The sequence below is a fragment of the Pseudomonas sp. NFACC25 genome (assembly GCF_900100935.1).
GTDB lineage: Bacteria > Pseudomonadota > Gammaproteobacteria > Pseudomonadales > Pseudomonadaceae > Aquipseudomonas > Aquipseudomonas marginalis.
The window spans coordinates 68,779-90,580 of record NZ_FMUC01000018.1; the positions used below are offsets into that span (position 1 = coordinate 68,779).

General features: G+C 61.1%; 22 protein-coding genes and 2 pseudogenes. 8 read left to right on the forward strand and 16 right to left on the reverse strand.

All coding sequences use genetic code 11. The features are described from left to right. Positions 1–23: 23 nt before the first annotated feature. The gene (gene rpmA / locus BLQ09_RS27845; protein WP_003176049.1) at positions 24–281 is read right to left on the reverse strand and encodes a 50S ribosomal protein L27; all 258 of its coding nucleotides are present in this window, start codon (positions 279–281) and stop codon (positions 24–26) included. Between the two features lie 34 nt (positions 282–315). Further along, complete coding sequence (gene rplU / locus BLQ09_RS27850; protein WP_003176051.1) at positions 316–630, reverse strand: 50S ribosomal protein L21; 315 nt, start codon at positions 628–630, stop codon at positions 316–318. 239 nt (positions 631–869) lie between these two features. On the opposite strand from rplU, the gene BLQ09_RS27855 reads away from it, so the two are divergent. The 3 genes from BLQ09_RS27855 to BLQ09_RS27865 all read left to right on the forward strand — a co-directional run bounded on the left by BLQ09_RS27855 (position 870) and on the right by BLQ09_RS27865 (position 2,790). Further along, positions 870–1,838, forward strand: coding sequence for a polyprenyl synthetase family protein (locus tag BLQ09_RS27855; RefSeq protein WP_027607652.1), 969 nt, complete (start codon positions 870–872; stop codon positions 1,836–1,838). A gap of 193 nt (positions 1,839–2,031) precedes the next feature. Then, positions 2,032–2,373 carry a zinc ribbon domain-containing protein YjdM gene (locus BLQ09_RS27860; RefSeq protein ID WP_003230858.1) on the forward strand — a complete coding sequence of 114 codons (342 nt, stop codon included), beginning with the start codon at positions 2,032–2,034 and terminating at the stop codon, positions 2,371–2,373. A gap of 159 nt (positions 2,374–2,532) precedes the next feature. Next, positions 2,533–2,790: a PA4570 family protein gene (locus BLQ09_RS27865; RefSeq protein ID WP_003194088.1), complete on the forward strand. Its 258-nt coding sequence runs from the start codon at positions 2,533–2,535 to the stop codon at positions 2,788–2,790. A 60-nt stretch (positions 2,791–2,850) separates the two neighbouring features. Here the strand turns inward: BLQ09_RS27865 and BLQ09_RS27870 are convergent, their stop codons facing one another. Continuing rightward, on the reverse strand, positions 2,851–3,468 hold the full coding sequence (locus tag BLQ09_RS27870; RefSeq protein ID WP_003176055.1) for a BamJ family beta-barrel-assembly machinery protein: 618 nt from the start codon (positions 3,466–3,468) through the stop codon (positions 2,851–2,853). Positions 3,469–3,730: 262 nt separating this feature from the next. Here BLQ09_RS27870 and BLQ09_RS32065 point away from each other — a divergent pair. Together BLQ09_RS32065 and BLQ09_RS32070 are read left to right on the forward strand one after the other, a co-directional pair. Beyond that, positions 3,731–4,795: pseudogene (locus BLQ09_RS32065) on the forward strand (methyl-accepting chemotaxis protein); the annotation flags it as partial. A 261-nt stretch (positions 4,796–5,056) separates the two neighbouring features. Further along, positions 5,057–5,650 (forward strand): annotated as a pseudogene (locus tag BLQ09_RS32070) (methyl-accepting chemotaxis protein); the annotation flags it as partial. 638 nt (positions 5,651–6,288) lie between these two features. On the opposite strand, the gene BLQ09_RS27880 reads toward BLQ09_RS32070, so the two are convergent. From BLQ09_RS27880 to BLQ09_RS27895, 4 genes are read right to left on the reverse strand one after another with little or no spacing between them, the layout of a single operon-like run. Beyond that, positions 6,289–6,657, reverse strand: a complete 369-nt coding sequence (locus BLQ09_RS27880; protein ID WP_065939002.1) for a glyoxalase superfamily protein — start codon at positions 6,655–6,657, stop codon at positions 6,289–6,291. A 29-nt stretch (positions 6,658–6,686) separates the two neighbouring features. Further along, on the reverse strand, positions 6,687–8,150 hold the full coding sequence (locus tag BLQ09_RS27885) for an N-acyl-D-amino-acid deacylase family protein (RefSeq protein WP_092359317.1): 1,464 nt from the start codon (positions 8,148–8,150) through the stop codon (positions 6,687–6,689). A gap of 1 nt (position 8,151) precedes the next feature. Continuing rightward, positions 8,152–9,012, reverse strand: a complete 861-nt coding sequence (locus BLQ09_RS27890) for a MurR/RpiR family transcriptional regulator (RefSeq protein WP_027607656.1) — start codon at positions 9,010–9,012, stop codon at positions 8,152–8,154. A gap of 12 nt (positions 9,013–9,024) precedes the next feature. After that, the gene (locus BLQ09_RS27895; protein WP_223841626.1) at positions 9,025–10,374 is read right to left on the reverse strand and encodes a GntT/GntP/DsdX family permease; all 1,350 of its coding nucleotides are present in this window, start codon (positions 10,372–10,374) and stop codon (positions 9,025–9,027) included. Between the two features lie 247 nt (positions 10,375–10,621). Between BLQ09_RS27895 and BLQ09_RS27900 the strand changes: the two genes are divergently transcribed. Continuing rightward, positions 10,622–11,002: a lysozyme inhibitor LprI family protein gene (locus BLQ09_RS27900; protein ID WP_092359319.1), complete on the forward strand. Its 381-nt coding sequence runs from the start codon at positions 10,622–10,624 to the stop codon at positions 11,000–11,002. A 2-nt stretch (positions 11,003–11,004) separates the two neighbouring features. Here the strand turns inward: BLQ09_RS27900 and BLQ09_RS27905 are convergent, their stop codons facing one another. From BLQ09_RS27905 to BLQ09_RS27925, 5 genes are all read right to left on the reverse strand, one after another. Then, positions 11,005–12,450 carry a SulP family inorganic anion transporter gene (locus tag BLQ09_RS27905; protein WP_092359321.1) on the reverse strand — a complete coding sequence of 482 codons (1,446 nt, stop codon included), beginning with the start codon at positions 12,448–12,450 and terminating at the stop codon, positions 11,005–11,007. A 239-nt stretch (positions 12,451–12,689) separates the two neighbouring features. Beyond that, positions 12,690–13,583, reverse strand: coding sequence for an NAD-dependent epimerase/dehydratase family protein (locus BLQ09_RS27910; protein WP_092359323.1), 894 nt, complete (start codon positions 13,581–13,583; stop codon positions 12,690–12,692). A 103-nt stretch (positions 13,584–13,686) separates the two neighbouring features. After that, positions 13,687–14,583, reverse strand: coding sequence for a LysR family transcriptional regulator (locus BLQ09_RS27915; protein ID WP_065947220.1), 897 nt, complete (start codon positions 14,581–14,583; stop codon positions 13,687–13,689). A 30-nt stretch (positions 14,584–14,613) separates the two neighbouring features. After that, positions 14,614–15,204 carry an NADPH:quinone oxidoreductase MdaB gene (locus BLQ09_RS27920; RefSeq protein WP_027607662.1) on the reverse strand — a complete coding sequence of 197 codons (591 nt, stop codon included), beginning with the start codon at positions 15,202–15,204 and terminating at the stop codon, positions 14,614–14,616. Positions 15,205–15,322: 118 nt separating this feature from the next. Next, on the reverse strand, positions 15,323–16,087 hold the full coding sequence (locus BLQ09_RS27925; protein WP_092359326.1) for a sulfite exporter TauE/SafE family protein: 765 nt from the start codon (positions 16,085–16,087) through the stop codon (positions 15,323–15,325). 107 nt (positions 16,088–16,194) lie between these two features. Between BLQ09_RS27925 and BLQ09_RS27930 the strand changes: the two genes are divergently transcribed. After that, positions 16,195–17,091 carry a LysR substrate-binding domain-containing protein gene (locus tag BLQ09_RS27930; protein WP_092359328.1) on the forward strand — a complete coding sequence of 299 codons (897 nt, stop codon included), beginning with the start codon at positions 16,195–16,197 and terminating at the stop codon, positions 17,089–17,091. On the opposite strand, the gene BLQ09_RS27935 is transcribed toward BLQ09_RS27930, so the two are convergent. Further along, positions 17,037–18,443 (reverse strand): amino acid permease, encoded by a 1,407-nt coding sequence (locus BLQ09_RS27935; RefSeq protein WP_027607665.1) that lies wholly within the window; start codon positions 18,441–18,443, stop codon positions 17,037–17,039. The genes BLQ09_RS27930 and BLQ09_RS27935 overlap by 55 nt on opposite strands. A gap of 162 nt (positions 18,444–18,605) precedes the next feature. Continuing rightward, the gene (kynU, locus tag BLQ09_RS27940; protein ID WP_092359330.1) at positions 18,606–19,856 is read right to left on the reverse strand and encodes a kynureninase; all 1,251 of its coding nucleotides are present in this window, start codon (positions 19,854–19,856) and stop codon (positions 18,606–18,608) included. A 144-nt stretch (positions 19,857–20,000) separates the two neighbouring features. On the opposite strand from kynU, the gene BLQ09_RS27945 reads away from it, so the two are divergent. Next, entirely contained in the window at positions 20,001–20,474 is a 474-nt protein-coding gene (locus BLQ09_RS27945; RefSeq protein ID WP_003176072.1) for an Lrp/AsnC family transcriptional regulator, read from the forward strand. A 58-nt stretch (positions 20,475–20,532) separates the two neighbouring features. Here BLQ09_RS27945 and catA read toward each other — a convergent pair whose 3' ends face one another. Next, positions 20,533–21,462: a catechol 1,2-dioxygenase gene (gene catA, locus BLQ09_RS27950; RefSeq protein ID WP_027607667.1), complete on the reverse strand. Its 930-nt coding sequence runs from the start codon at positions 21,460–21,462 to the stop codon at positions 20,533–20,535. Between the two features lie 41 nt (positions 21,463–21,503). Then, positions 21,504–21,794: a muconolactone Delta-isomerase gene (gene catC, locus BLQ09_RS27955; RefSeq protein ID WP_027607668.1), complete on the reverse strand. Its 291-nt coding sequence runs from the start codon at positions 21,792–21,794 to the stop codon at positions 21,504–21,506. Between the last annotated feature and the right edge of the window lie 8 nt (positions 21,795–21,802).

The following is a 21,802-nucleotide window of genomic DNA, read 5'->3' on the forward strand; positions in this document are numbered from 1 at the left end:
GGGCTTTTCCAGCGATCGCGCAATTAAGCGGCGACAACGCTCACGTAACGGCGGTTGAACGCGCCTTTTACTTCAAACTTGATCACGCCTTCGATTTTCGCGAAGAGGGTGTGATCTTTACCCATGCCAACACCGTAACCGGCGTGGAATTGGGTGCCGCGCTGACGCACGATGATGTTGCCCGGAATGATTTTCTGGCCGCCATACATCTTAACGCCAAGGCGTTTGGCTTCTGAGTCGCGACCGTTACGGGTACTACCACCAGCTTTTTTGTGTGCCATGAGTCAATTCTCCTAGTGAGGAATTAGGCTGAAATTAAGCCTGAATACCGGTGATTTTGATCTCGGTGTACCACTGGCGGTGGCCCATACGCTTCATGTGGTGCTTACGACGACGGAACTTGATGATGCGGACTTTATCGTGACGACCTTGGGAGATCACTTCAGCCACAACGGTAGCGCCAGCAACAACTGGAGCGCCGATGTTCACGTCATCGCCATTGGCGACCAACAGAACGCGATCAAAGGTAACGGATTCGCCGGTAGCGATTTCCAGTTTTTCGATCTTCAGGTATTCACCTGGGGCGACCTTGTATTGCTTGCCACCAGTAACAATTACTGCGTACGACATGGTATTTCTCCGATAATCCTGCTCACCCAGCGCTTTATAAGAAGAGGTATTGGCTGGCATGGCTGCATGGGATGGACGTCCCGAATGCAATTGCGTAAGGCAGGTGCTGCCCAGGAAGTTCAGGGTGCGCGATTGTACGCAAGGTAAATGGGTGTTGCAAGTGGCCGTCTATCGCGCCTTGACACCCGGGGGTCAGGGTCCTAGCATGCCGCGCAACCCTTCTGGAGCGACTGTCGCTGATGCAACCCCAAGCTTTCTACCGCGCGGTCGCGGACGATTTTAGCGCCGTCGACGGCATCATCAAGCAGCAGCTGACGTCTAAAGTGCCGCTGGTCTCCAAAATTGGCGACTACATTACGTCGGCGGGCGGTAAACGCCTGCGTCCTTTATTAGTGCTGCTGTGTGGCAAGGCCCTGGGCCGCGAAGGCGATGACCTGCGCCTGCTGGCCGCCACCATCGAATTCCTGCACACCGCGACCCTGCTGCATGACGACGTGGTCGACATGTCCGGCATGCGCCGTGGCCGCGAGACCGCCAATGCGATGTGGGGCAATGCCCCGAGCGTGCTGGTGGGCGACTTCCTGTACTCGCGCTCGTTCGAAATGATGGTCGAGCTGGGCTCGATGCCGGTGATGAAGATTCTTTCCCAGGCCACGCGCATCATCGCTGAAGGCGAAGTGCTGCAGCTGTCCAAGGTTCGCGACGCCAGCACCACCGAAGAAACCTATATGGAAGTGATTCGCGGCAAGACCGCGATGCTCTTCGAAGCCTCCACACACAGTGCCGCCGCGCTCTGTGGCGCGACCGCCGAGCAGGCCGAAGCCCTGCGGACCTTCGGTGATCACCTGGGCGTGGCATTCCAGCTGGTGGACGACCTGCTCGACTACCGTGGCGATGCAGAAACCCTGGGCAAGAACGTCGGCGACGACCTGGCCGAAGGCAAACCGACCTTGCCGCTGATCTACACCATGCGCGAAGGCACGCCGGAACAGGCGGCCCTGGTGCGCAAGGCGATCCAGAAAGGCGGGATCGAAGACCTGGAGGCCATCCGCGCTGCCGTGGAAGCGTCCGGTTCCCTGGAGTACACCGCGCAACTGGCGCGTGACTACGTGGCCCGTGCGATCCAGTGCCTGCAAGCCCTGCCGGCCAGCGAGTACCGGGATGCCCTGGTTGAGCTGAGTGAGTTTGCGGTCGCGCGTACTCACTAAAACATACCTGCAAGACCAATGTGTGAGGGGGCTTGCTCCCGGATAGCGGTGGATCAGCCGGTCGATGTATCGACTGGAACACCGTCATCGGGGGCACGCCCCCTCCCACATTTGGATTTCATACAGCCTGCAACATCACAAAACCCTATATAATGTGCGACTTTTAGTCATCCCTGAATCTCAAGGAGCTTTAGTGAGCACGTTGCCACCCTGCCCGAAATGCAATTCCGAATACACCTATGAAGACGGCGCCCAGCTGATCTGCCCGGAATGCGCCCATGAGTGGTCCGCCAATGGCGAGGCCGAAGTGGCCGGCGATGAAACCGTGAAGAAAGACTCTGTGGGCAACGTCCTGCAGGACGGCGACACCATCACCGTGATCAAAGACCTCAAGGTCAAGGGTACGTCCCTGGTCGTGAAGGTCGGCACCAAGGTCAAGAACATCCGCCTGTGCGACGGCGACCACGATATCGATTGCAAGATCGACGGTATCGGCCCGATGAAACTCAAGTCCGAGTTCGTGCGCAAAGTCTGAACCTGCTGCATCCATCCCGCGCCCGCGCGGGATGGCGTTTTGCCCTCCCCGTTGACCCCTCGCAATATCCACACAGAAAAACCAGGAAACTGCCAATAGGCACTTGCTATTCTACGAATAAGAATTATTCTCATTGAAACCCATCAAGGAGATGTACCCATGACTTATTTGATAGATGCCTGGCTCGACCGCCCACACCCTTACCTGCGCATCCTTCATCGGGAAACCGGCGAAGTCTGTGCGGTGCTGGAAGAAGAAGCGCTGAATGAATTGCAGGATCAGGGTGACCTGGACGTCAACGGCCTGAGTTCGAGTGAACCAGGAGTGCTCAAGGAAGTGGTGCGTAATCTGTTTCTGTTCTGCTATGCCCGAGCGTTGCGCCCGGCGACGGAGCTCAATGGCAAGTTCCATCCATGAACACACCGGCAAAACACTGTGGGAACGAACGACCCCGTTCCCACAGGTAACCAGCAGGTCTTACAGAACGTCGAGCAGTTCGACGTCGAATACCAGCACGCTGTGCGGCGGAATGCTGCCAACGCCTTGAGCGCCGTAAGCCAACTCGCTCGGCACGTACAGGCGCCATTTGCTGCCGGCATTCATCAGTTGCAGGGCTTCGGTCCAGCCGGCGATCACGCCGCCTACCGGGAATTCTGCAGGCTGGCCACGCTCGTAGGAGCTGTCGAACACAGTGCCGTCGATCAAGGTGCCGTGGTAGTGAGTACGAACCTGGTCTTCACGGGTCGGCTTGGCGCCGTCACCAGCGGTCAGCACTTCAAATTGCAGGCCGGAAGCCAGGGTGGTGATGCCATCACGCTTGGCGTTTTCAGCCAGGAACGCCAGGCCAGCGCCAGCGGCGGCTTCAGCCTTGGCAGCAGCCTCGGCTTGCATGATTTCGCGGATGACCTTGAAGCTGGCGGCCATTTGCTCCTGGTCAACACGGCTTGGTTTGCCGGCGAATGCATCGGTCAGGCCAGCCAGGATCGCGTCCAGGCTCACACCCGGTGGTGGGTTGTCGCGCAGTTGGTCGCCCAACTGACGGCCGATACCGTAGCTGACGCGGGTTTCGTCGGTGGACAGATTAACTTCGGACATGAAGAGGCTCCGCTGTAGGGCAGCACTGGAAACAGTGATGTGCGCGCCGCCCTGAACTAAAAGGGCCAGCAGACTAGCACACAAGACCTGCTGGTGATGAGCCCCCCACCGCGGCACGGCACCGGGATCGCGACCCTTCGTCGCACGCGCAATAAAAGCGCTTCAGATTCAACCCTCCCCGCCGATACAGCGCTACACACTTTGGCTGGCTCAAACAACAACACCGTCCAGCAGACAAAAAATCACCTTCGCGGAGCATTCGATGAACAGCTGGTTCGGTAACATCAGCGTCAACCTCAAACTGGGCCTGGGCTTCGGCCTGGTACTGGTTCTCACCTCAATCCTGGCCTTCACCGGCTGGACCAGCCTGGGCAGCCTGATCGACCGTAGTAACTGGATGAGCGATATCACCCAGCTCAACGCGTCGCTGACCAAACTGCGCATCGTGCGCCTGCAATACATGTTGGCCAACGGTGATGAAGCCGTGGCGCAGAACGTGCAGACCAGCCTGGATGCCTTTGCTGCCCAGCAACAGAAACTCCTGGACAGCTTCAAGAGCCCGGAAAACGTCAAGCTGCTCAACGAGCAGAAAGCCATCATCACGGCTTATCAGCAATCCCTGAACAAAATGCGTGAGGCTTACCGTAACGGCAACGCTGCTCGCCAGGTCATGGGGGACAAGGCCGATATCGCCAACGCCCAGATCGATGCGCTGGACACCAGCGTGCAGCAGATACCCGACAGCCCGGAGCGCTTCACTCAGTTCCAGGCGGTGACCAACGCCAAGCAGGCGTTCCAGTTGGCCCGCTACGAAGTGCGTGGCTACACCAACAACGTCAACCCGGACACCGAAGCCCGCGCTGCGGCACAAATCGAGAAAGCCATCGGCGGCTTGAAAGGCCTCAGTGTCGCATTCGGCGCCAGCCAGCAAAGCGCGCTGAGCGCCCTGGAAACCGCCCTGGGCGCCTATCGCACAGCCGTTCAAAACTACAAGACGGCCAACGCCAATATCGTGGCTGCCCGTGCCGAAATGACCACCCAAGGCGCCGATATCGTCACCATCAGCGACAAGCTCTACGACATCCAGCTGGATCGTCGCGACGCCGAAAGTGCCCAGGCCCGTAGCCTGCAGTTGATCAGCACGCTGCTGGCACTGCTGGTCGGTATCATCGCGGCACTGGTGATCACCCGCCAGATCACCCGTCCACTGCAGGAAACCCTGGCTGTGGTTGAGCGCATCGCCTCCGGCGACCTGAGCCACAATATCCAGGTCACCCGTCGCGATGAACTGGGCGTACTGCAACAAGGCATCCAGCGCATGGGCACCACCTTGCGTGAACTGATCAGCGGGATTCGCGACGGCGTGACCCAGATCGCCAGTGCCGCCGAAGAGTTGTCGGCCGTCACCGAGCAGACCAGCGCCGGTGTGAACAGCCAGAAGATCGAGACCGATCAGGTCGCCACGGCAATGCACGAAATGACCGCCACCGTGCAGGAAGTCGCACGCAACGCCGAGCAAGCCTCTCTGGCTGCCGCCGACGCTGACGGCCAGGCCCGCGCAGGCGATAAAGTGGTAGCCGAGGCCATCGCCCAGATCGAACGCCTGGCCGCCGAAGTGGAACGTTCCACCGATGCCATGGCGCACCTGCAACAAGAGAGCAACAAGATCGGCAGCGTGATGGACGTGATCAAGGCGGTGGCCGAACAGACCAACTTGCTCGCCCTCAACGCAGCGATCGAAGCGGCGCGTGCCGGTGAAGCCGGTCGTGGCTTTGCCGTGGTCGCCGACGAAGTGCGTGGCCTGGCCCAGCGCACGCAGAAATCCACCGAGGAAATCGAAGGCCTGGTCGCCGGTTTGCAGAACGGCACCCAGCAAGTTGCCAACGTGATGAACAACAGCCGCAGCCTCACCGACAGCAGTGTCGAACTGACGCGCAAGGCCGGTGTGTCCCTGGAAAACATCACCCGCACGGTGTCGAACATCCAGTCGATGAACCAGCAGATCGCCGCCGCTGCCGAACAACAAAGCGCCGTGGCCGAAGAGATCAGCCGCAGCATCGTGAATGTGCGTGATGTGTCCGAGCAGACCGCCACCGCGAGCAATGAAACGGCGAAATCGAGCGTGGAACTGGCGCGTTTGGGTAGCCAGTTGCAGCAGATGGTCAGTCACTTCCGGGTGTAAGAAATCAAAAAGCCGCCTCGGCATATACCGAGGCGGCTCCACCTCTCAGACGTTAGCAGTCATCGAAGCTGTCCCGCAGGAACTTCCATACGTGATAAGCACGTAGGCAGTTCACTACGAGGTTCCATGTACGTCGTGCAAACCTAGACATACTCGGCCCTCCGTGAGTTGGGCCTTACCTCCAGCACACTTACCGGAACATGTGGGCCTTAGGATGCTGGTCATAGCTTCCGATGAGGCGGCCGGGCTTTGGTTCCTCCCGCATAAATCCGGCACGGATTACTAGCCCGTGGCGTTCGGTCCATAATTCCGCGCGCATACCCAGCCACCTACAAAACGACATACTTGGAACGGGGTGATACTAACCAACATCCTCATCGAAGGTGTGACGGGAGATGAGAAAACCCTCCGCGGAGGTCCGCTAATTTATTGCCAATTCTTGCCACCGTTTTTTATAACATTCAGTGAAATGCGTGAAAACCGTCGGCCTTGGCCAGTCCTTGCGGGGCGCGACAATCGGCAGTAGTATTCTTCTCGCTGGTCATAGCTTCCGCTGAATATGCAACCCCAGCTACTAACCGGGATTGCAATAAAAAACCGCCTACCAAGGCGGTTTTTTATTGCCTGCGATTTACCTCTCAGCCCTCACCTTCCTCAACAAACACCACCCGATTCCCAAACGGATCCTTGATGCTCATCTCCCGCGATCCCCAAGGCGTTTGCTCAACCCCAGGCTTGGCGTAACGGTAATCCTTGCCCGCCAACTGCTGCTGGTACGTGTCCACCCCTTGCGCCTGGATCCGCACCGCCGCGCCCGGCGAAGCATCGCCATGATGTTCGGACAGGTGCAGCACACAATCGCCCAGCGAAACCTGCAGATAGAGTGGATAGTTCGCCTCGAAACGATGCTGCCAATCGACCTTGAACCCCAGAAAGTCGACGTAGAACTCCAAGGCCTTGGCCTCATCGAAAATCCGCAGGATGGGGGTGACTTTTCCTAAGTGCATGACAATCGCTCCGTGTATGAAAGCGCCCACTATAGAGTCGAAAACCCACCACGCAAATCCCCACTGCGCGCCAGGAAGCGCCCCGGTCGCTGACCGTTCGCTTGGCCATCGCTGTAGCTCAATACGCCGTTGACCCACACGCCGTCAATGCCTTGCGCCGCCCGCTGTGGCTCATTGAAATCCGCCACATCCCGCACCCGCAACGGGTCGAACAACACCAGGTCGGCCCAGTGCCCTTCACGAATTTCACCACGCTCGGATAACCCAAAACGCGCTGCCGACAAGCCGGTCATCTTGTGCACGGCGGTGTGCAACGGGAACAACCCGACATCCCGGCTGAAATGTCCCAGCACCCGTGGAAACGCCCCCCACAAGCGTGGGTGTGGAAACGGATCTTCGGGCAACCCATCAGACCCCACCATCGACAATGGATGCGCAAGGATGCGTCGCACATCCGCTTCATCCATCCCGTAGTACACCGCCCCCGCAGGCTGTAGACGACGAGCGGCGTCCATCAACGAGACGTCCCATTCGCCGGCAATGTCCTGCAAGTCGCGCCCTCCCACTTCCGGGTGCGGCGTCGACCAGGTAATCGTGATGCGAAACGCGTCGGTCACCTGCTTGAGGTCCAGGGTCGAAGAACTGGCCGCGTAGGGATAACAATCACACCCCACCGGGTGGGTGTTCGCCGCTGATTCCAACGCTGCCAACAGCTGCGGACTACGCCCCCAGTTCCCCGCGCCCGCACATTTGAGGTGGGAAATAATCACCGGTACCTGTGCGTGCCGGCCGATCAGAAAAGCCTCGTCCATGGCCTCCAGCACCGGTTCGAATTCGCTGCGCAAATGGGTGGTGTAAACCGCACCGAAGGCCGTGAGTTCTTCACTCAGTTGCAGCACCTCATCGGTCTCGGCATTGAACGCGCTGGCGTAGGCCAGGCCGGTGGATAAACCGAGGGCGCCGGCCTCGAGACTCTCGTGCAACTGCACACGCATGGCGGCGATTTCATCCGGTGTGGCGGTGCGATGCAGGTCGTCCATGTGGTTACTGCGCAGCGCCGTGTGACCGATCAATGCCGCGACGTTGACCGCTGGATGAGCGCTTTCAACGGCGCTGCGATAGTCGCTGAACCGGGGATAAACAAACGCCGCAGCGCTGCCCAACAAGTTCATCGGGTCCGGCGGATCGCTGCGCAAACTCACCGGTGAGGCGCTGATGCCACAGTTGCCGACAATCACAGTGGTCACACCCTGGCTGAGCTTGGGCAGCATCTGCGGCTGGCGGATGACCACCGTGTCGTCGTGGGTGTGGACATCGATAAAGCCTGGCGCCAGTACACGGCCAGTCCCATCGATTTCATGCAAGGCCACCGCCGTCGACAAGTCACCGATCGTCTCGATGCGCCCGTCACGCAGCCCCACATCGGCGACAAACCCTTCGGTGTTGCTGCCATCGATGATCAGCGCCTGGCGAATCAGCGTGTCGTACGTCATGTCAATCTCCAAGCGGCAGGCGGTCAGGGCCGCCGCGATAATCGTCGAGGGCCAGCTTGATCCGGCGCAAGCGTTCCTGGTTGTCGTCGGGCAGGGCCAGCGCCAGTTCGGTGGCGAGCAGGTCGATGGCCAGCAGCATGCCGTAGCGCGCCGCCGTGGGTTTGTAGATAAAACTGGTTTCGGCCGGTTGCAGCGGCAGCAGCACATCCGCCAACTGCGCCAGGGGTGAGTCGGCCAGGGTGATGGCGACGATGCGCGCGTCGTAGTTGCGTGCCAGCGCCACCACATCGAGCAACTCAGGGGTGAGGCCCGTGAGCGAGCAGACAATCAGCGCGTGTTCCGGCCCCAGGGTTGCCGCCGTGACACGCATCATCACCGGGTCGTGGCTGGCGGCAATCGGGTAGCCCAGGCGAACCAGGCGCACCTGCAATTCATCGCTGCACAAACTCGACGGCCCGCCCATGCCGAACGCGTGGATCATCCGCGCCTTGCCCAGCAGGTTGACCGCATCGACAAAGCTGGCCTGGTTGAAACCCGACAAGTGCTGGCGCAACGTCGCTTCGATATCGCCGAGAATCTGCCGATGAAATGCCGACTGTTCAGGCAGCCCCGCCGGGTCCAGGAAGCGGCTGCCGACGCCGCTGGCCTGGGCCAGTTGCAGGCGCAGGTCGCGCAAATCCCGGCAACCGACACTGCGGGCAAACCGCGACAACGTCGCGGTACTGACCTCGGCCCGTTGGGACAGCTCTTCCAGGCTGGCCGAGGCGGCAAAGCCCACATCCTCCAGCATCAGCCTGGCGATACGCCCTTCGCCGGCGCTGAAGGAATCCTGACGGGCGCGGATCTGGTAGAGGATGTCCATGAAGGCTCCGGGTTACAAAATACAGGACAGACCGTAAGTCAGACCGAAGGCAACCACAGAGATCAGCGTCTCCAATACGGTCCAGGTCTTGAAGGTCTGGATCACCGTCATATTGAAGTATTCCTTGATCAGCCAGAAGCCGCCGTCGTTAACGTGGGAAAAGATCACCGAACCCGCGCCAGTCGCCAACACCAGCAATTCCGGGTGTGGATAACCCAGGCCCAGGGCGACCGGCGCAACCACGCCGGATGCGGTAGTCATGGCCACCGTGGCCGAACCTGTGGCGATGCGCATCAAGGCCGCAAACAGCCACCCCATCACCAGCGGCGACAACTGAAACGCGTGGGCCAGGCCGAGGATCTCATGAGTGACGCCTGCATCCACGAGGATCCGGTTCAGGCCACCGCCCGCGCCCACCAGCAAGGTGATGCTCGCGGTCGGCGCCAGGCATTCATTGGTGAACCTGAGGATCGACTCACGGTTGAAGCCCTGCGCCAGGCCCAGGGTCCAGAAACTCACCAGGGTTGCCACTAGCAGCGCAATCACCGAGTTGCCGATAAACAGCAGAAACTGATTGAAGCCGCTGCCCGGGGTGGAGATCACGTTGGCCCAACCGCCGATCATCATCAGCACCACCGGCAACAGGATGGTGCCCATGGTCAGCGTAAAGCTCGGCAAACGCTCACGAGGTTCACGCTCGATAAACTGGCGTTCCAGCGGGTTTTCCGCCGGCAGGTGAATACGCGGCACGATGAATTTGGCGTACACCGGGCCGGCGATGATCGCCGTGGGTATACCGATGAGGATCGCATAGAGCACGGTCTGCCCCACCGACGCGTTATACGCCAGCACGGCCATCATCGCCGCCGGGTGCGGCGGCACCAGCGCATGCACCACCGACAGGCCGGCAACCATCGGCAGGCCGACCATCAGGATCGACACCCCCACGCGCCGCGCCACGGTAAAGGCGATTGGCACCAGCAGCACAAAGCCCACTTCGAAAAACAGCGGCAGCCCCACCAGGAAGGCGATGCACACCATGGCCCAATGGGCATTACGTTCGCCGAAACGGTTGATCAGGGTGCGCGCCACCTGCTCGGCGCCACCGGACTCGGCCATCATCTTGCCGAGCATGGTGCCCAGCGCCACGACCAGGGCGATATGCCCCAATGTTTTGCCGACGCCCGCCTCGTAGGAGCCCATGATGGTGTCAGCCGGCATCCCGGCCATCAGCGCCAAGCCGATGGACACCAGGGTGATGACGATAAACGGGTTGAGCCGGTAACGTGCGATCAGCACGATCAAAGCAATGATGGCGATGGCAGCGTATGCCAACAGCCCGAAGCCCGGTGATGCGGCCATGCGGTACTCCTCGGAAAGGGTCACGTCGAATTGGTTGTGAAACTCATAAATCATTACCGAGGAGCATTTTCAAATTTTATGAAAGTAACTTTCGCCCACGGATAAGCGCTGTCGCGTTGGGGTATGCCCAAGGGCCGTGCATGAAAATCCGGGGGGTGTTCTTACATGAAGATCAGAGAAGGCTGGAAACTCAACGAATACCCTTGAGTCATAGAATGCACATCCACCGTTGCCAGGAAAATCGAGCATGATTCGTACGACACTCGCCGCCGGCGCCCTGCTTCTCGCCGTGTGCGGCACTGCCGCCGCCGCCGACAACCCGGCGCTGAAAAAATGCATGGACGGCGCCAACACCACTGCCGACATGGTCAGCTGCAACATCAAGGAAACCAAGGTGCAGGACACGCGCCTGAACAAAGCCTACAAAACCGCCCTCGCCGCCCAGGAAGGCAACCGCAGGCAGCAACTGCAGGACCTGCAGCGCCTGTGGATCAAGTACCGTGACGCCAATTGTGCCTTCGCCGGCTCGGCTACTGGCGGCACCATCGACCAGGTCAACGGCACCGGCTGCGTGCTGGACATGACCCAGACCCGCGCCCAGGAACTGGAAGACCTGGTCGGGCCATAAAATCAGTCGTGATGCACCCTCGCACGCTTGAGCAGCTTCTTGCAGCGTTCGGACAAATGCAGCACGCGCAAATGCTTGCCGGCCTTGCTGTAGCGCTCGCGCAGGGTCATCAGCGCGGCAATCGCCGAGTAGTCGACAAAGCTCAGGTGACGACAATCCAGCGTCACCTGGGCGGGGTCGTTGGCCGGGTCGAACTGGTTCAGGAACGGCGTCGTCGAGGCAAAGAACAGCGTGCCGTGCAGGCGATAGAGCTTGCTGCCATCCGCTTCCAAATGCGCATCGGCGTACAGCTCACGGGCCTGTTGCCAGGCAAAGTTCAGTGCTGCGATCACGATGCCGCACAGCACGGCGGTGGCCAGGTCGGTGAACACCGTGATCACGGTCACTGCGATGATCACCAGCACATCATTGAGCGGCACCTTGTTGATCACCCGCAGGGACGCCCAGGCGAAGGTCTGCTGGGACACCACGAACATCACCCCCACCAGCGCCGCCAGCGGGATCCGCTCGATCAGCGGTGACAGAAACAAAATAAACAGCAGGATCATCACCCCGGCGAACACCCCGGAGAAACGTCCGCGCCCGCCGGAGCTGAGGTTGATCACGGTTTGCCCGATCATCGCGCAACCGCCCATGCCGCCGAACAGGCCCGAGAGCATATTCGCCGCGCCCAGGGCCACGCTCTCGCGGTCAGGATAGCCACGGGTCTCGGTGATTTCGTCGGTGAGGTTCAGGGTCAGCAGGGTTTCCAGCAGGCCGACCATGGCCATCAGGAACGCATAAGGGGCGATGATGCCGAGGGTTTCCAGGGTCCAGGGGATCTGCGGCAGCGCGAAGGCCGGCAGGCCGCCGGCGATGTGGGCCATGTCGCCGAGGGTACGGGTCGGCAGGCCGAGCAGGTACACGGCCAGGCCCACGCCAAGGATCGCCACCAGGGCTGGCGGCACCGCACGGGTGATGCGCGGCAGCAGGTAGACGATGGCCATGGTCACCAGCACCAGGCCCGTCATCACGTACAACGGCATGCCGCTGAGCCAGCGTTCACCGTTCTTGAAATGTTCCAACTGGGCCAGGGCAATGATGATCGCCAGGCCGTTGACGAACCCCAGCATCACCGGGTGCGGCACCATGCGCACCAGCTTGCCCAGGCGCAACAGGCCGAACGCAACCATGATCAGCCCGCCCAGCAGCACCGTGGCCAGCAGGTATTCCACGCCGTGCTGCACCACCAGCGCGACGATCACCACCGCCATCGAGCCTGCCGCCCCGGACACCATGCCCGGCCGGCCGCCGAACAAGGCGGTGAGGGTGCAAATGATAAAGGCGCCGTACAGCCCCATCAGCGGGTTGAGGTGAGCCACCAGGGCAAAGGCGATGCACTCGGGCAGCAGCGCGAAAGACGTGGTGAGGCCGGCCAGGGCATCGGCGCGCAGACGGGTGAGGTTCATGAGGTACCAGGGCATTGCGGGGGATAAGGCGGGGAATGGTACGGAATTGAGCGCGGTGGGGCCAGATTTTTAAGGCAAGCACACACCCTGTAGTGAGCGGGCTTGCCCCGCGTTGGGCTGCGAAGCAGCCCCAAAACCATTCACCGTATTTCTGTCTGAATGTATGCGATTACTGACAGGGGGCCGCTTCGCAGCCCGACGCGGGCAGGCCCGCTGGCCACAACTAAACGGCGGAAAACTTAGACCATCTCCTGACGAATCCACTCCACCACCGACGTACGCTTCGGCGCCCAGCCCAGCAACTCCCGGGCATGCCTGCCACGCACGCGGCTGTTGGAGCCCAGGCCATAGTTGGCCATTTCATAGCCCCACTCGGCCTCAGCCTCGGCCAATGGCCAATCCTGCGGCCGGCCCAGGTTCAGGGCTTGGGCAATCGCCGTGGTCATGTCGATAAACGAGGCCTCGCCGCTTTCCACAAAGTAGAAGGTGCCCGGCACGTTGCGGGTCAGTGCCAGCAGGTACAGCGCCACCACGTCTTCAATGTGCACGTTGGACCAGATGTTCTGCCCGGCGCCCACATGGCGCACCACGCCGCTCTTGCGTGCCTGCTTGAGCAAGCGCGGCAGTTGCACGCTGTCGCGCTTCACACCGAGGCTGTGGCCGTAGATCAGGGTGTTGCAGATCACTGCTGAGTTCACGCCGTCTTTTGCGGCCGCCAGGATCAGGTTGTCGATGGCCACGCGGGCAGCCTTGTCGACGGTCGGCTCCGGCAGGCTGTCTTCGAAATAGATGACATCGCTGGACTTACCGCCCGACGCATCCCCCACGATGCTCGAACCGCTGGTGTGCAGGAATGGCTTGTCCGAACCTTTCAGTGCGGCCAGCAGGGTTTCCACCGCGGCACGATGGTCGCTGCTCGCGGCATTGATCACTGCATCGGCTTTGTGCGCTTGCTCGGTCAACACAGCAGCATCGTCGAGGGTGCCGATCACCGGGTTGATGCCCAGGGCAGTCATTTCAGCCGCTTGCCCGGCGCTGCGTACCAGGCCGGTAACCGTGTGACCAGCCTTGACCAGGCCGGTGGCGATGGAACCGCCGATAAAACCGGCTGCGCCGGTAATGAATACGTTCATGGAGAGTGCTCCTGACGGGGTAAGTGATGGGTCCATTGTTACGGACTCATCCCTGACGAATAAGCCCGCACCGCCCAATTCACTCTTGCGTGAGGGTCACGAATCAGCAGGCATACCGCGCCAGCTTGGCCTGGATAAAGTCCAGGAAGCACTGGATGCGCAGCGCCAATTGCGAGTTGCGGTAGAACACCGCGTGGATCGGTTGGCGATACCCGCTGTTGAACGCCTCCAGCACCGGCACCAGGCGCCCGGCATTGATGTCTTCGACGGTCATGAAGTTCGACAGGCAACAAATGCCCTGCCCTTCCAACGCCAACTGGCGCAGGGTTTCACCACTGGACGCGGCCACGCTGGGCTCGATCAGCCAGCGGTCACCTTCCACATGGCGCAGCGGCCAGTGGTTGAGGGTTTCGGTCTGGGTAAAGCCCAGCAGGGTATGGTCAGCCAACTCGGCGACCGTCGTCGGCGTGCCGTACTGCTTGAGGTAGTCGGGGCTGGCGAGGATATGCAGCGGCGTACAGCCCAAGGATCGCGCATGCAGGGTGGAGTCGGCCAGGGCACCGATGCGAATCGCAATATCGGTGCTCTGTTCCAGCAGGTCGATGATCAGGTCATCGCTGTTCAACTCCAGCTGGATCTGCGGGTACAAACGGCGGAATTCGGCGATGTAGGGCACGATCCCATGCAGCATGAACGGCACGGCGGCATTGATGCGCAGGCGCCCGGCGGGGTTTTTCTGGCGTGACGACAGGCGCTCTTCCAGCTCGTCCATCTGCGCCAGGATCAGCTTGGCCTGCTCGAAGAAGTACTTGCCCTCCTCGGTCAGGTCCATGCGCCGCGTGGTGCGGTTGATCAGCGTGGTCTCAAGCTTGGCTTCCAGGCGCGACAGGGTGCGGCTGACCGCCGACGGCGTCTGCCCGACCTGCTCCGCGGCGGCGGAAATCGAGCCGCACTCAATCACGCTGACGAAGATCTGTAGCTCATCGGATCGGGCTTTCACGGGCGGTCCTCGTTATCGGTGTACCGCAGCTTACACCGAGAGGTTGAACACCCGCGCCAGATGCTGTTCGTAGCGCGCCACATCCACCTCGATGGCCGGGCGTTTCATCACGTCCACGCACAGGAAGGTCGGCAGGCCGGTCATGCCGAGGAACTCGTTGGCTTTGTGGAACGGGAAGTACACCGCATCCACGCCCTTGGCTTCGAAGAAGTCGGTCGGATCGTCGAAGGCTTGCTGCGGTGCATTCCAGGTCAGTGACAGCATGTAGTGCTTGCCCTGGACCAGGCCACCGCTGCCGTATTTCTGCGAGGCGTCGGAACGGGTGCGACCATCGCTGGCATACAGGCTGCCGTGGCCTTCGGTGAAGACTTCGTCGATGTACTTCTTGACGATCCAGGGCGCGCCCATCCACCACCCGGGCATCTGGTAGATGATCACATCGGCCCAGAGGAATTTGGCGACCTCTTCGGCCACGTCGTAGCCTTCGTCGATATGGGTGACCTTGACGTCGATACCGCCTCGGTCCAACACCGCCAAGGCGGTGTCATGCAGGGTGGCGTTATAGCGGCCGTCGGAGTGGGCGAATTTTTTACCGCCGTTGAGCAGGAGTACTTTTTTCATGGGAGGCATCCAGAAGGTTGAAAATGTCTGGACGCAGACTATCCACCTCGGCCCTTCGGAATAAGCGGTCACCGGGCAAAATACCTTTGACCACAAGGAACGAATGGATCGCTAATTGTTAACCGCCGATCAGCAAATGCCCGCCCAGCAGTGCCATGCCGATAAAAAATACCCGCTTGAACAGCACCGCACTGATGCACTGGCGCACCACCTGGCCCAGCCACATGCCCAGCAGCGCCGGCACCAAGGCCAGCAACGAGGCGTTGATTGCACCAGCGCCCAAGGTGCCGCGCCAGGCCAGACCGGCGGCCAGGGCCAGGGTCGATACCGTGAACGACAACCCCAACGCCTGCACCAGTTGATCGCGATTCAAACCCAGCGCCTGCAGGTACGGCACGGCAGGAATCACAAACACACCGGTGGCCGAGGTGATAAGGCCGGTGATCAGCCCGCACACCAGTCCCAGCCAACGCTCGGTCCGGGCCTTGACCTTGAACGTGGGCAGGAACAGTCCGCTCAGTGCATACACCAGCAACGCGGCGCCCAGTGCGCGCACCACCCATTGCCCGCCGTCCATCCCCAGCCACACCGTGCCCAGCCCGGTGCCGAGGAAAATCAGCAGCAACATCGGCCAAAGGCGCTTGAGCAAAGCACTCAGGTGCCCGCCAAATGCCAATTGCCACAGGTTGGTGACGATCGAAGGGATGATCAGCAATGCCGCAGCCTGCGCCGGTAACATAGCCAGGCCGAGCATGCCCATGGCGACAGTGGGCAGCCCCAAACCGATGATACCCTTGACCGTACCGGCCAGCAGGAAGGTGCCGATCACCAGCAAGGTAAGGGCGGGGCCGAGGTTCTGGTAAAATGCGAGAAAGGTATTCATGGGCAGAGTGTGCGACTTTTCGATGCGCTCTAAAATTCGCCATATACTGAGGCAGCCTCTTGTTTTGCGTGACCCTGAGGCCAGTCCAGTCACCCGAGCCATCAGCCATGCACTTTGACCTGATCGACCTGCGCCTCTACCTGCACACCCTCGACACCGGCAACATCACCGCCGGCGCGGCCCGCAGCCATTTATCCCTGGCCGCCGCCAGTGCCCGCATCCGGGCGATGGAGGCATCGTTGGGCATCGAGTTTCTCGAGCGTGGGCGTCGCGGCGTCACCCCCACACCGGCGGGCAAGGCCCTGGCCCGTCACGCCCGCCTGTTGTTGCAACAGGCCGAGCACCTGCAACAGGACCTGGCGGAATACGCCAACGGCGTCAAAGGCCAGGTGCGCCTGCTGTGCAACACCACTGCGCTCAGCGAATACCTGCCGGAACTGCTTGCGGACTTTCTGCGCGAACACCCCAACCTCGATATCGACCTGCAGGAATTGCCCAGCCTGCGCATCACCCAGGCCTTGCGCCAGGGCACGGCGGAGTTGGGGATCATCTCCGACGCCGTGGACACCCACGGCTTGCAGACCTTGCCCTTTCGCGACGACCCGCTGGCGCTGATCATGCCGCACGACCATCCCCTGGCGGGCGGCACGGTGAGCTTTGTCGACAGCCTGCAATACGACTACGTGGGTCTGGCCGCCGCCAGCGCCCTCGCGGTGTACTTGGAAGAACAGGCACTGCACGCGGGCTTTCGTGTGCAGACGCGTATCCGCGCCGAGGGTTTTGACGGGCTGATTCGCATGGTGGCCCGCGGCGCCGGCCTGGGCATCGTGCCCCTGGCGGCGTTGGCGCGCTGGCCAGCGCCGCGCCGCTTCATCGCCCAACCGTTGCAGGAAGAGTGGGCTTGCCGAACGCTGCTGTTATGCGCGCGTTCGTTCGAACAATTGCCGGGTTACGCCAGGGCCTTGTTCGATGCCTTGGTCCTGCCCTTGCGGAAAAACCCGTAATACACCGCCGACAGGATCAGCAGGAACGGCACGCCAAACACCAGGGTCATCTTGAACGCTTCGGTGAAGTACGTGGTGATCATCACCGCGCCCATCAGCACCAACCCCAATAACGTGCTGTAGGGAAACAGGCGCAACTGGAACGACAGCTTCGCGCCGCCATGACGCTTGCGATAGCGCCGGAAGAACAGGTGCGTGAGGAAGATCATGAACCAGGTGAAGATCGCGCCAAACATCGAGATCGCCATCATCAGGGTGAACGAACTTTCCGGGTACACCAGGTTCAACAGCGTCGCCAGGGCGATGCCCGAGCTGGACAACAGCAAGGCATTGAGCGGAATGCCGCTCTTGCTCAAGGCCCCCATGGACCTGGGCGCAAAGCCGGCGCGGGACAGGCTGAACATCATGCGCGTGGTGATGTAGAGCTGGCTGTTCATCGCCGACAAGGCCGCGATCAGGATCACGAAATTCATCACCCCGGTGGCGCCGGGAATGCCGATGGTCTGCATCACCGTGACGAACGGGCTCTGGGCCTGGCCGGCCTGGTTCCACGGCACGATGGCGAGCATCAGCGCCAGGGTCAGCAGGTAAAACACCACCAGCCGCACGATGGTCGCGCGAAAGGCTTTCTTCACGGCCTGCTCCGGGTCCGCCGCTTCACCGGCGGCCACGGCGATCATCTCGACGCTCAAGTAGCTGAAGATCGACACGATCACGGCAATCCACATGCCGCTCACGCCATGGGGGAAAAACCCGTCGTGGGCCGTGTAGTTCTGCACCCCGTATTGTGGGTTGCCGGAGCCGAACACCACGTACACCGCGAGGATGATGAAGCCGACGATGGCGCTGATCTTGATCGTCGAAAACCAGTATTCGAAGTTGCCGAAAGTCTTGACGCTGATGGCGTTGAGCAGGATCAGCACGCTGGAAAACGACACGATCCACACCCATTCCGGCACGTGGGCGAACCAGTACTTCATGTACATCGCCACCGCCGTGACCTCGGCCCCCACCGCCAGCACAATCGCCGCCCAGTAGGCATAACGCACCAGAAACCCGGCCAGCGGGCTGATGTAGAACTCGGCATAGGCGCCGAAAGAGCCCGAGGTGGAATGGGCCACCGTCATCTCGGCCAGGCAGCCCATCAGCAGCAAGGTGATCAACGCGCCGATCGCGTAGCTCACCAGCACGCTGGGCCCGGCGTAGCCGATGGCATAGGCGCTGCCCATGAACAGCCCGGTGCCGATGGCGCCACCGATGGCGATCATGCTCATCTGGCCGGAAGTGAGCTGGCGCCTCAGGCCCAGTTCGCGGTGGGTGATCTCGGCAAAGCCGTGGTCGGGTGTGCTCACGTGGTGTGCCCCTTTATTATTGTGGTTGTACTGTCTAACCGTTGTCACAGATCCCCTGTGGGAGGGGGCTTGCCCCCGATAGCGGTGGATCAGCAAAAATTTAAGTAACTGACAAACCGCCATCGGGGGCAAGCCCCCTCCCACATTTTCTCCGGCGTTTATTCAGGTGACGCTGTGGCGGACCTTGAATTGCGGCTGGTCCCAGGTGATGTTATCGAGAATCTCACCGAGGATTTCCACCGCATCCCACACCTCGGTAAAACTCGTGTACAGCGGCGTAAACCCAAAACGCATGATGCGCGGCTCGCGGTAATCACCGATCACGCCACGTGCGATCAGGGCCTGGATCACCGCATAGCCTTCCGGGTGTTTGAAGCTCACATGGCTGCCACGCCGAGCGTGTTCACGCGGCGTGATGAGCACAAGGTTGTGGGCGGCGCAGCGGCTTTCGACCAACTCGATAAACAGGTCGGTCAGCGCCAGGGATTTGCTGCGCAGGCGGGCCATGTCGGTCTGTTCAAAAACTTCCAGGCCGCATTCCACCATCGCCAGCGACGTGATCGGCTGGGTGCCGCACAGGTAGCGGGCGATGCCAGCGCTCGGCGCATAGCTGGATTCCATGGCGAACTGCCGGGTATGCCCGAACCAGCCCGACAGCGGCTGGTGCACCAGGTCCACCAACGCCGGGTTGACCCACACGAACGCCTGGGAACCGGGGCCGCCGTTGAGGTATTTGTAAGTGCAGCCAATCGCATAGTCAGCACCGGCCCCGTGCAGGTCGATGGGCACCGCGCCGGCCGAATGCGCCAGGTCCCAGATGCTCAGCGCGCCGCATTCATGGCTCAAGGCGGTGAGCGCCTGCATGTCGTACATGTAGCCGGTCTTGTAGTTGACGTGGGTGAGCATCACCACCGCCACGTCGCCGTCGATGGCCCGGGGCAGTTCATCCGGGCTGTTGACCAGGCGCAGGGAATAGCCCTGTTGCAGCAACTCGGCGAGGCCCTGGGCGATGTACAAATCGGTGGGGAAGTTGCTCGCTTCGCTGACGATCACCTTGCGCGCCGGCTCACGTTGGCGCTGCACGCTCAAGGCGGCGCTGAGCACCTTGAACAGGTTGATCGAGGTGGTATCGGTGATCACCACCTCTGCGTCCCGCGCCCCGATCAGCGGCGCCAGGCGGTTGCCCAGGCGCTGGGACAAGTCGGCCCAGCCGGCGCTGTTCCAACTGCGGATCAAGCCATTGCCCCACTCTTGCGCGATGACCGCCTGCGCCCGCGCCAACGCCGCCACCGGACGCGCACCGAGGGAGTTGCCGTCCAGGTAGATAACGTCCTGCGGCAAGGCGAACTGCTGACGTAGCGGCGCCAGCGGGTCCTGGGTGTCGAGGGCTTGGCAATGGCTGCGAGGGGTCATGGGCTGTCCTGGTTTTTGTCAGTGAGGATGCAGCAAATAATGAACGAAGATTTAAAGAATTTTCGTGCAAAGTGGTGGGTAACAGGCTAATTAAGCTGTAGGAAATTCGAATTTAACCCCTAAATACGCGGATTTATTCTAACCATGATCCTTGACGCCACCGACCTGCGCCTCCTGCATTTCCTGCAACAGGATGGCCGTATCAGCAACCAGGAACTGGCGGAAAAAGTCGCGTTGTCGCCCTCTGCCTGCCTGCGTCGTCTACGCCTGCTGGAGAGCGAAGGGATTATCAGCGGCTACCGTGCGGTGTTGAATGCCGAGCAGTTGGGGATTGAACTGGAGGCCATCGTCCACCTGTCATTGCGCCAGGATGTGGAGGATTGGCATGAGACGTTTATCAAGAAGGTGCAAGGCTGGCCGGAAGTGGCCAGCGCCTACGTGATCACCGGCGCCAGCAACTATGTGCTGCGGGTGCAGGCACGCAACCTCAAGCACTTTTCGGACTTTATCGTGAACCACCTGAACCGCACGGCGGGGGTGATGGATATCCGCTCGGAGATTGTGCTGCAGAAGATCAAGGATCGGGATGAGGTGCTTGATCTGGTGGTACGCAAATAGGAGCAGCGCCATCGGTAAAATGTGGGGGGCAAGCCCCCTCCCACATTTTTGACCGCATTTAGTCTTCGAGGGCGCGAACCCGCTGCATGCGTTTTTGCTCTACCGGCGCTGCGGCGGTTTGCAACTCAAAGTCAAAATCAATCTGCGCAAACCGCCCTTCCACGCCAAACTCCCGCGCCAGTTGCTGATCGTCACTGAAGCGAATCTCGGCAATCAACTCATCCCGCGTCGCGTAGGCAAAATCATCGTGCAGGTACGGGTCATCCGACAGGTTGATCTGGGTGGTCAGGTGCCGATGCCCCGGCGCCGAGATAAAGAAGTGGATATGCGCCGGGCGCTGCCCGTGGCGCCCCAGTTGATCGAGCAACTGCTGGGTCGGCCCGGTCGGCGGGCAGCCGTAGCCCGACGGCACGATGCTGCGAAAGCGGTAGTTGCCCTGGGCGTCGGTCTCGATACGCCGACGCAGGTTGAATTCGGATTGCGTCGGGTCGAACCACGAATACGTACCGCCGGTATTGGCCTGCCACACATCGACAATCGCCCCGGCCAACGGCTTGCCGTCGGTGTCGCGCACCTGCCCGCGCATAAACAGCGGCACCGCGTCGTCCTTGCCATCGTCCAGCCGCGCCTCGTACTTCGACAGCGGCGCGCCGGCCACATACAGCGGGCCTTCGATGGTGCGCGGGGTACCACCGGACTTGCCGGCTTCCTCGTCGGCGGCGTCCATCAGCATATCCAGGTAATGCTCCAGGCCGAGCCCGGCGGCGAGCAGTCCGGCCTCCTGGTGCTTGCCCAGTTCGTTGAGGTAGTTGACCGCCTTCCAGAACTCTTCCGGGGTCACGTCCAGGTCTTCGATGATGTTTACCGTATCGCGCAGGATCCGGTAGATCAGCGCCTTGGCGCGCGGGTTGCCGCCGTCAGTGAGGTTGCCGCTGGCTTCTTCGAGAAACCGTTGGGCGTGGGCAGTCTGGGACAGTCGGATGGACATGGTGCGTTCCTCATCTTGTAGTTATCAGAGTGAAAACCGGCCTAGCGGTCGTCTTCATGGATCGACGAAGGGTGCCGGCACAAGGCATTCACTTCGATGGCCATGTAGGGGTAAAGCGGCAGTTGCATCAGCAGGTCATGCAGTTCTTGCACGCTGTCGACGTCGAACACGCTGTAGTTGGCGTAGAGCCCGGCGATGCGCCATAAGTGGCGCCATTTGCCCTGGTGCTGCAGACGCTGGGCAAAGGCCTTTTCGTCGGCCTTGAGGCTGGCGGCGCGCTCGGGGTGCATGTCGACGGGCAGGTTCACGGTCATTTTTACGTGGAACAACATGGGCGGCG

Coding starts and splice junctions, on each gene's coding strand:
- rpmA (WP_003176049.1), bottom strand. CDS start 281: ATGGCACACAAAAAAGCTGGTGGTAGTACCCGTAACGGTCGCGACTCA.
- rplU (WP_003176051.1), bottom strand. CDS start 630: ATGTCGTACGCAGTAATTGTTACTGGTGGCAAGCAATACAAGGTCGCC.
- BLQ09_RS27855 (WP_027607652.1), top strand. CDS start 870: ATGCAACCCCAAGCTTTCTACCGCGCGGTCGCGGACGATTTTAGCGCC.
- BLQ09_RS27865 (WP_003194088.1), top strand. CDS start 2,533: ATGACTTATTTGATAGATGCCTGGCTCGACCGCCCACACCCTTACCTG.
- BLQ09_RS27870 (WP_003176055.1), bottom strand. CDS start 3,468: ATGTCCGAAGTTAATCTGTCCACCGACGAAACCCGCGTCAGCTACGGT.
- BLQ09_RS27880 (WP_065939002.1), bottom strand. CDS start 6,657: ATGCACTTAGGAAAAGTCACCCCCATCCTGCGGATTTTCGATGAGGCC.
- BLQ09_RS27885 (WP_092359317.1), bottom strand. CDS start 8,150: ATGACGTACGACACGCTGATTCGCCAGGCGCTGATCATCGATGGCAGC.
- BLQ09_RS27890 (WP_027607656.1), bottom strand. CDS start 9,012: ATGGACATCCTCTACCAGATCCGCGCCCGTCAGGATTCCTTCAGCGCC.
- BLQ09_RS27895 (WP_223841626.1), bottom strand. CDS start 10,374: ATGGCCGCATCACCGGGCTTCGGGCTGTTGGCATACGCTGCCATCGCC.
- BLQ09_RS27900 (WP_092359319.1), top strand. CDS start 10,622: ATGATTCGTACGACACTCGCCGCCGGCGCCCTGCTTCTCGCCGTGTGC.
- BLQ09_RS27905 (WP_092359321.1), bottom strand. CDS start 12,450: ATGAACCTCACCCGTCTGCGCGCCGATGCCCTGGCCGGCCTCACCACG.
- BLQ09_RS27910 (WP_092359323.1), bottom strand. CDS start 13,583: ATGAACGTATTCATTACCGGCGCAGCCGGTTTTATCGGCGGTTCCATC.
- BLQ09_RS27920 (WP_027607662.1), bottom strand. CDS start 15,204: ATGAAAAAAGTACTCCTGCTCAACGGCGGTAAAAAATTCGCCCACTCC.
- BLQ09_RS27925 (WP_092359326.1), bottom strand. CDS start 16,087: ATGAATACCTTTCTCGCATTTTACCAGAACCTCGGCCCCGCCCTTACC.
- BLQ09_RS27930 (WP_092359328.1), top strand. CDS start 16,195: ATGCACTTTGACCTGATCGACCTGCGCCTCTACCTGCACACCCTCGAC.
- kynU (WP_092359330.1), bottom strand. CDS start 19,856: ATGACCCCTCGCAGCCATTGCCAAGCCCTCGACACCCAGGACCCGCTG.
- BLQ09_RS27945 (WP_003176072.1), top strand. CDS start 20,001: ATGATCCTTGACGCCACCGACCTGCGCCTCCTGCATTTCCTGCAACAG.
- catA (WP_027607667.1), bottom strand. CDS start 21,462: ATGTCCATCCGACTGTCCCAGACTGCCCACGCCCAACGGTTTCTCGAA.
- catC (WP_027607668.1), bottom strand. CDS start 21,794: ATGTTGTTCCACGTAAAAATGACCGTGAACCTGCCCGTCGACATGCAC.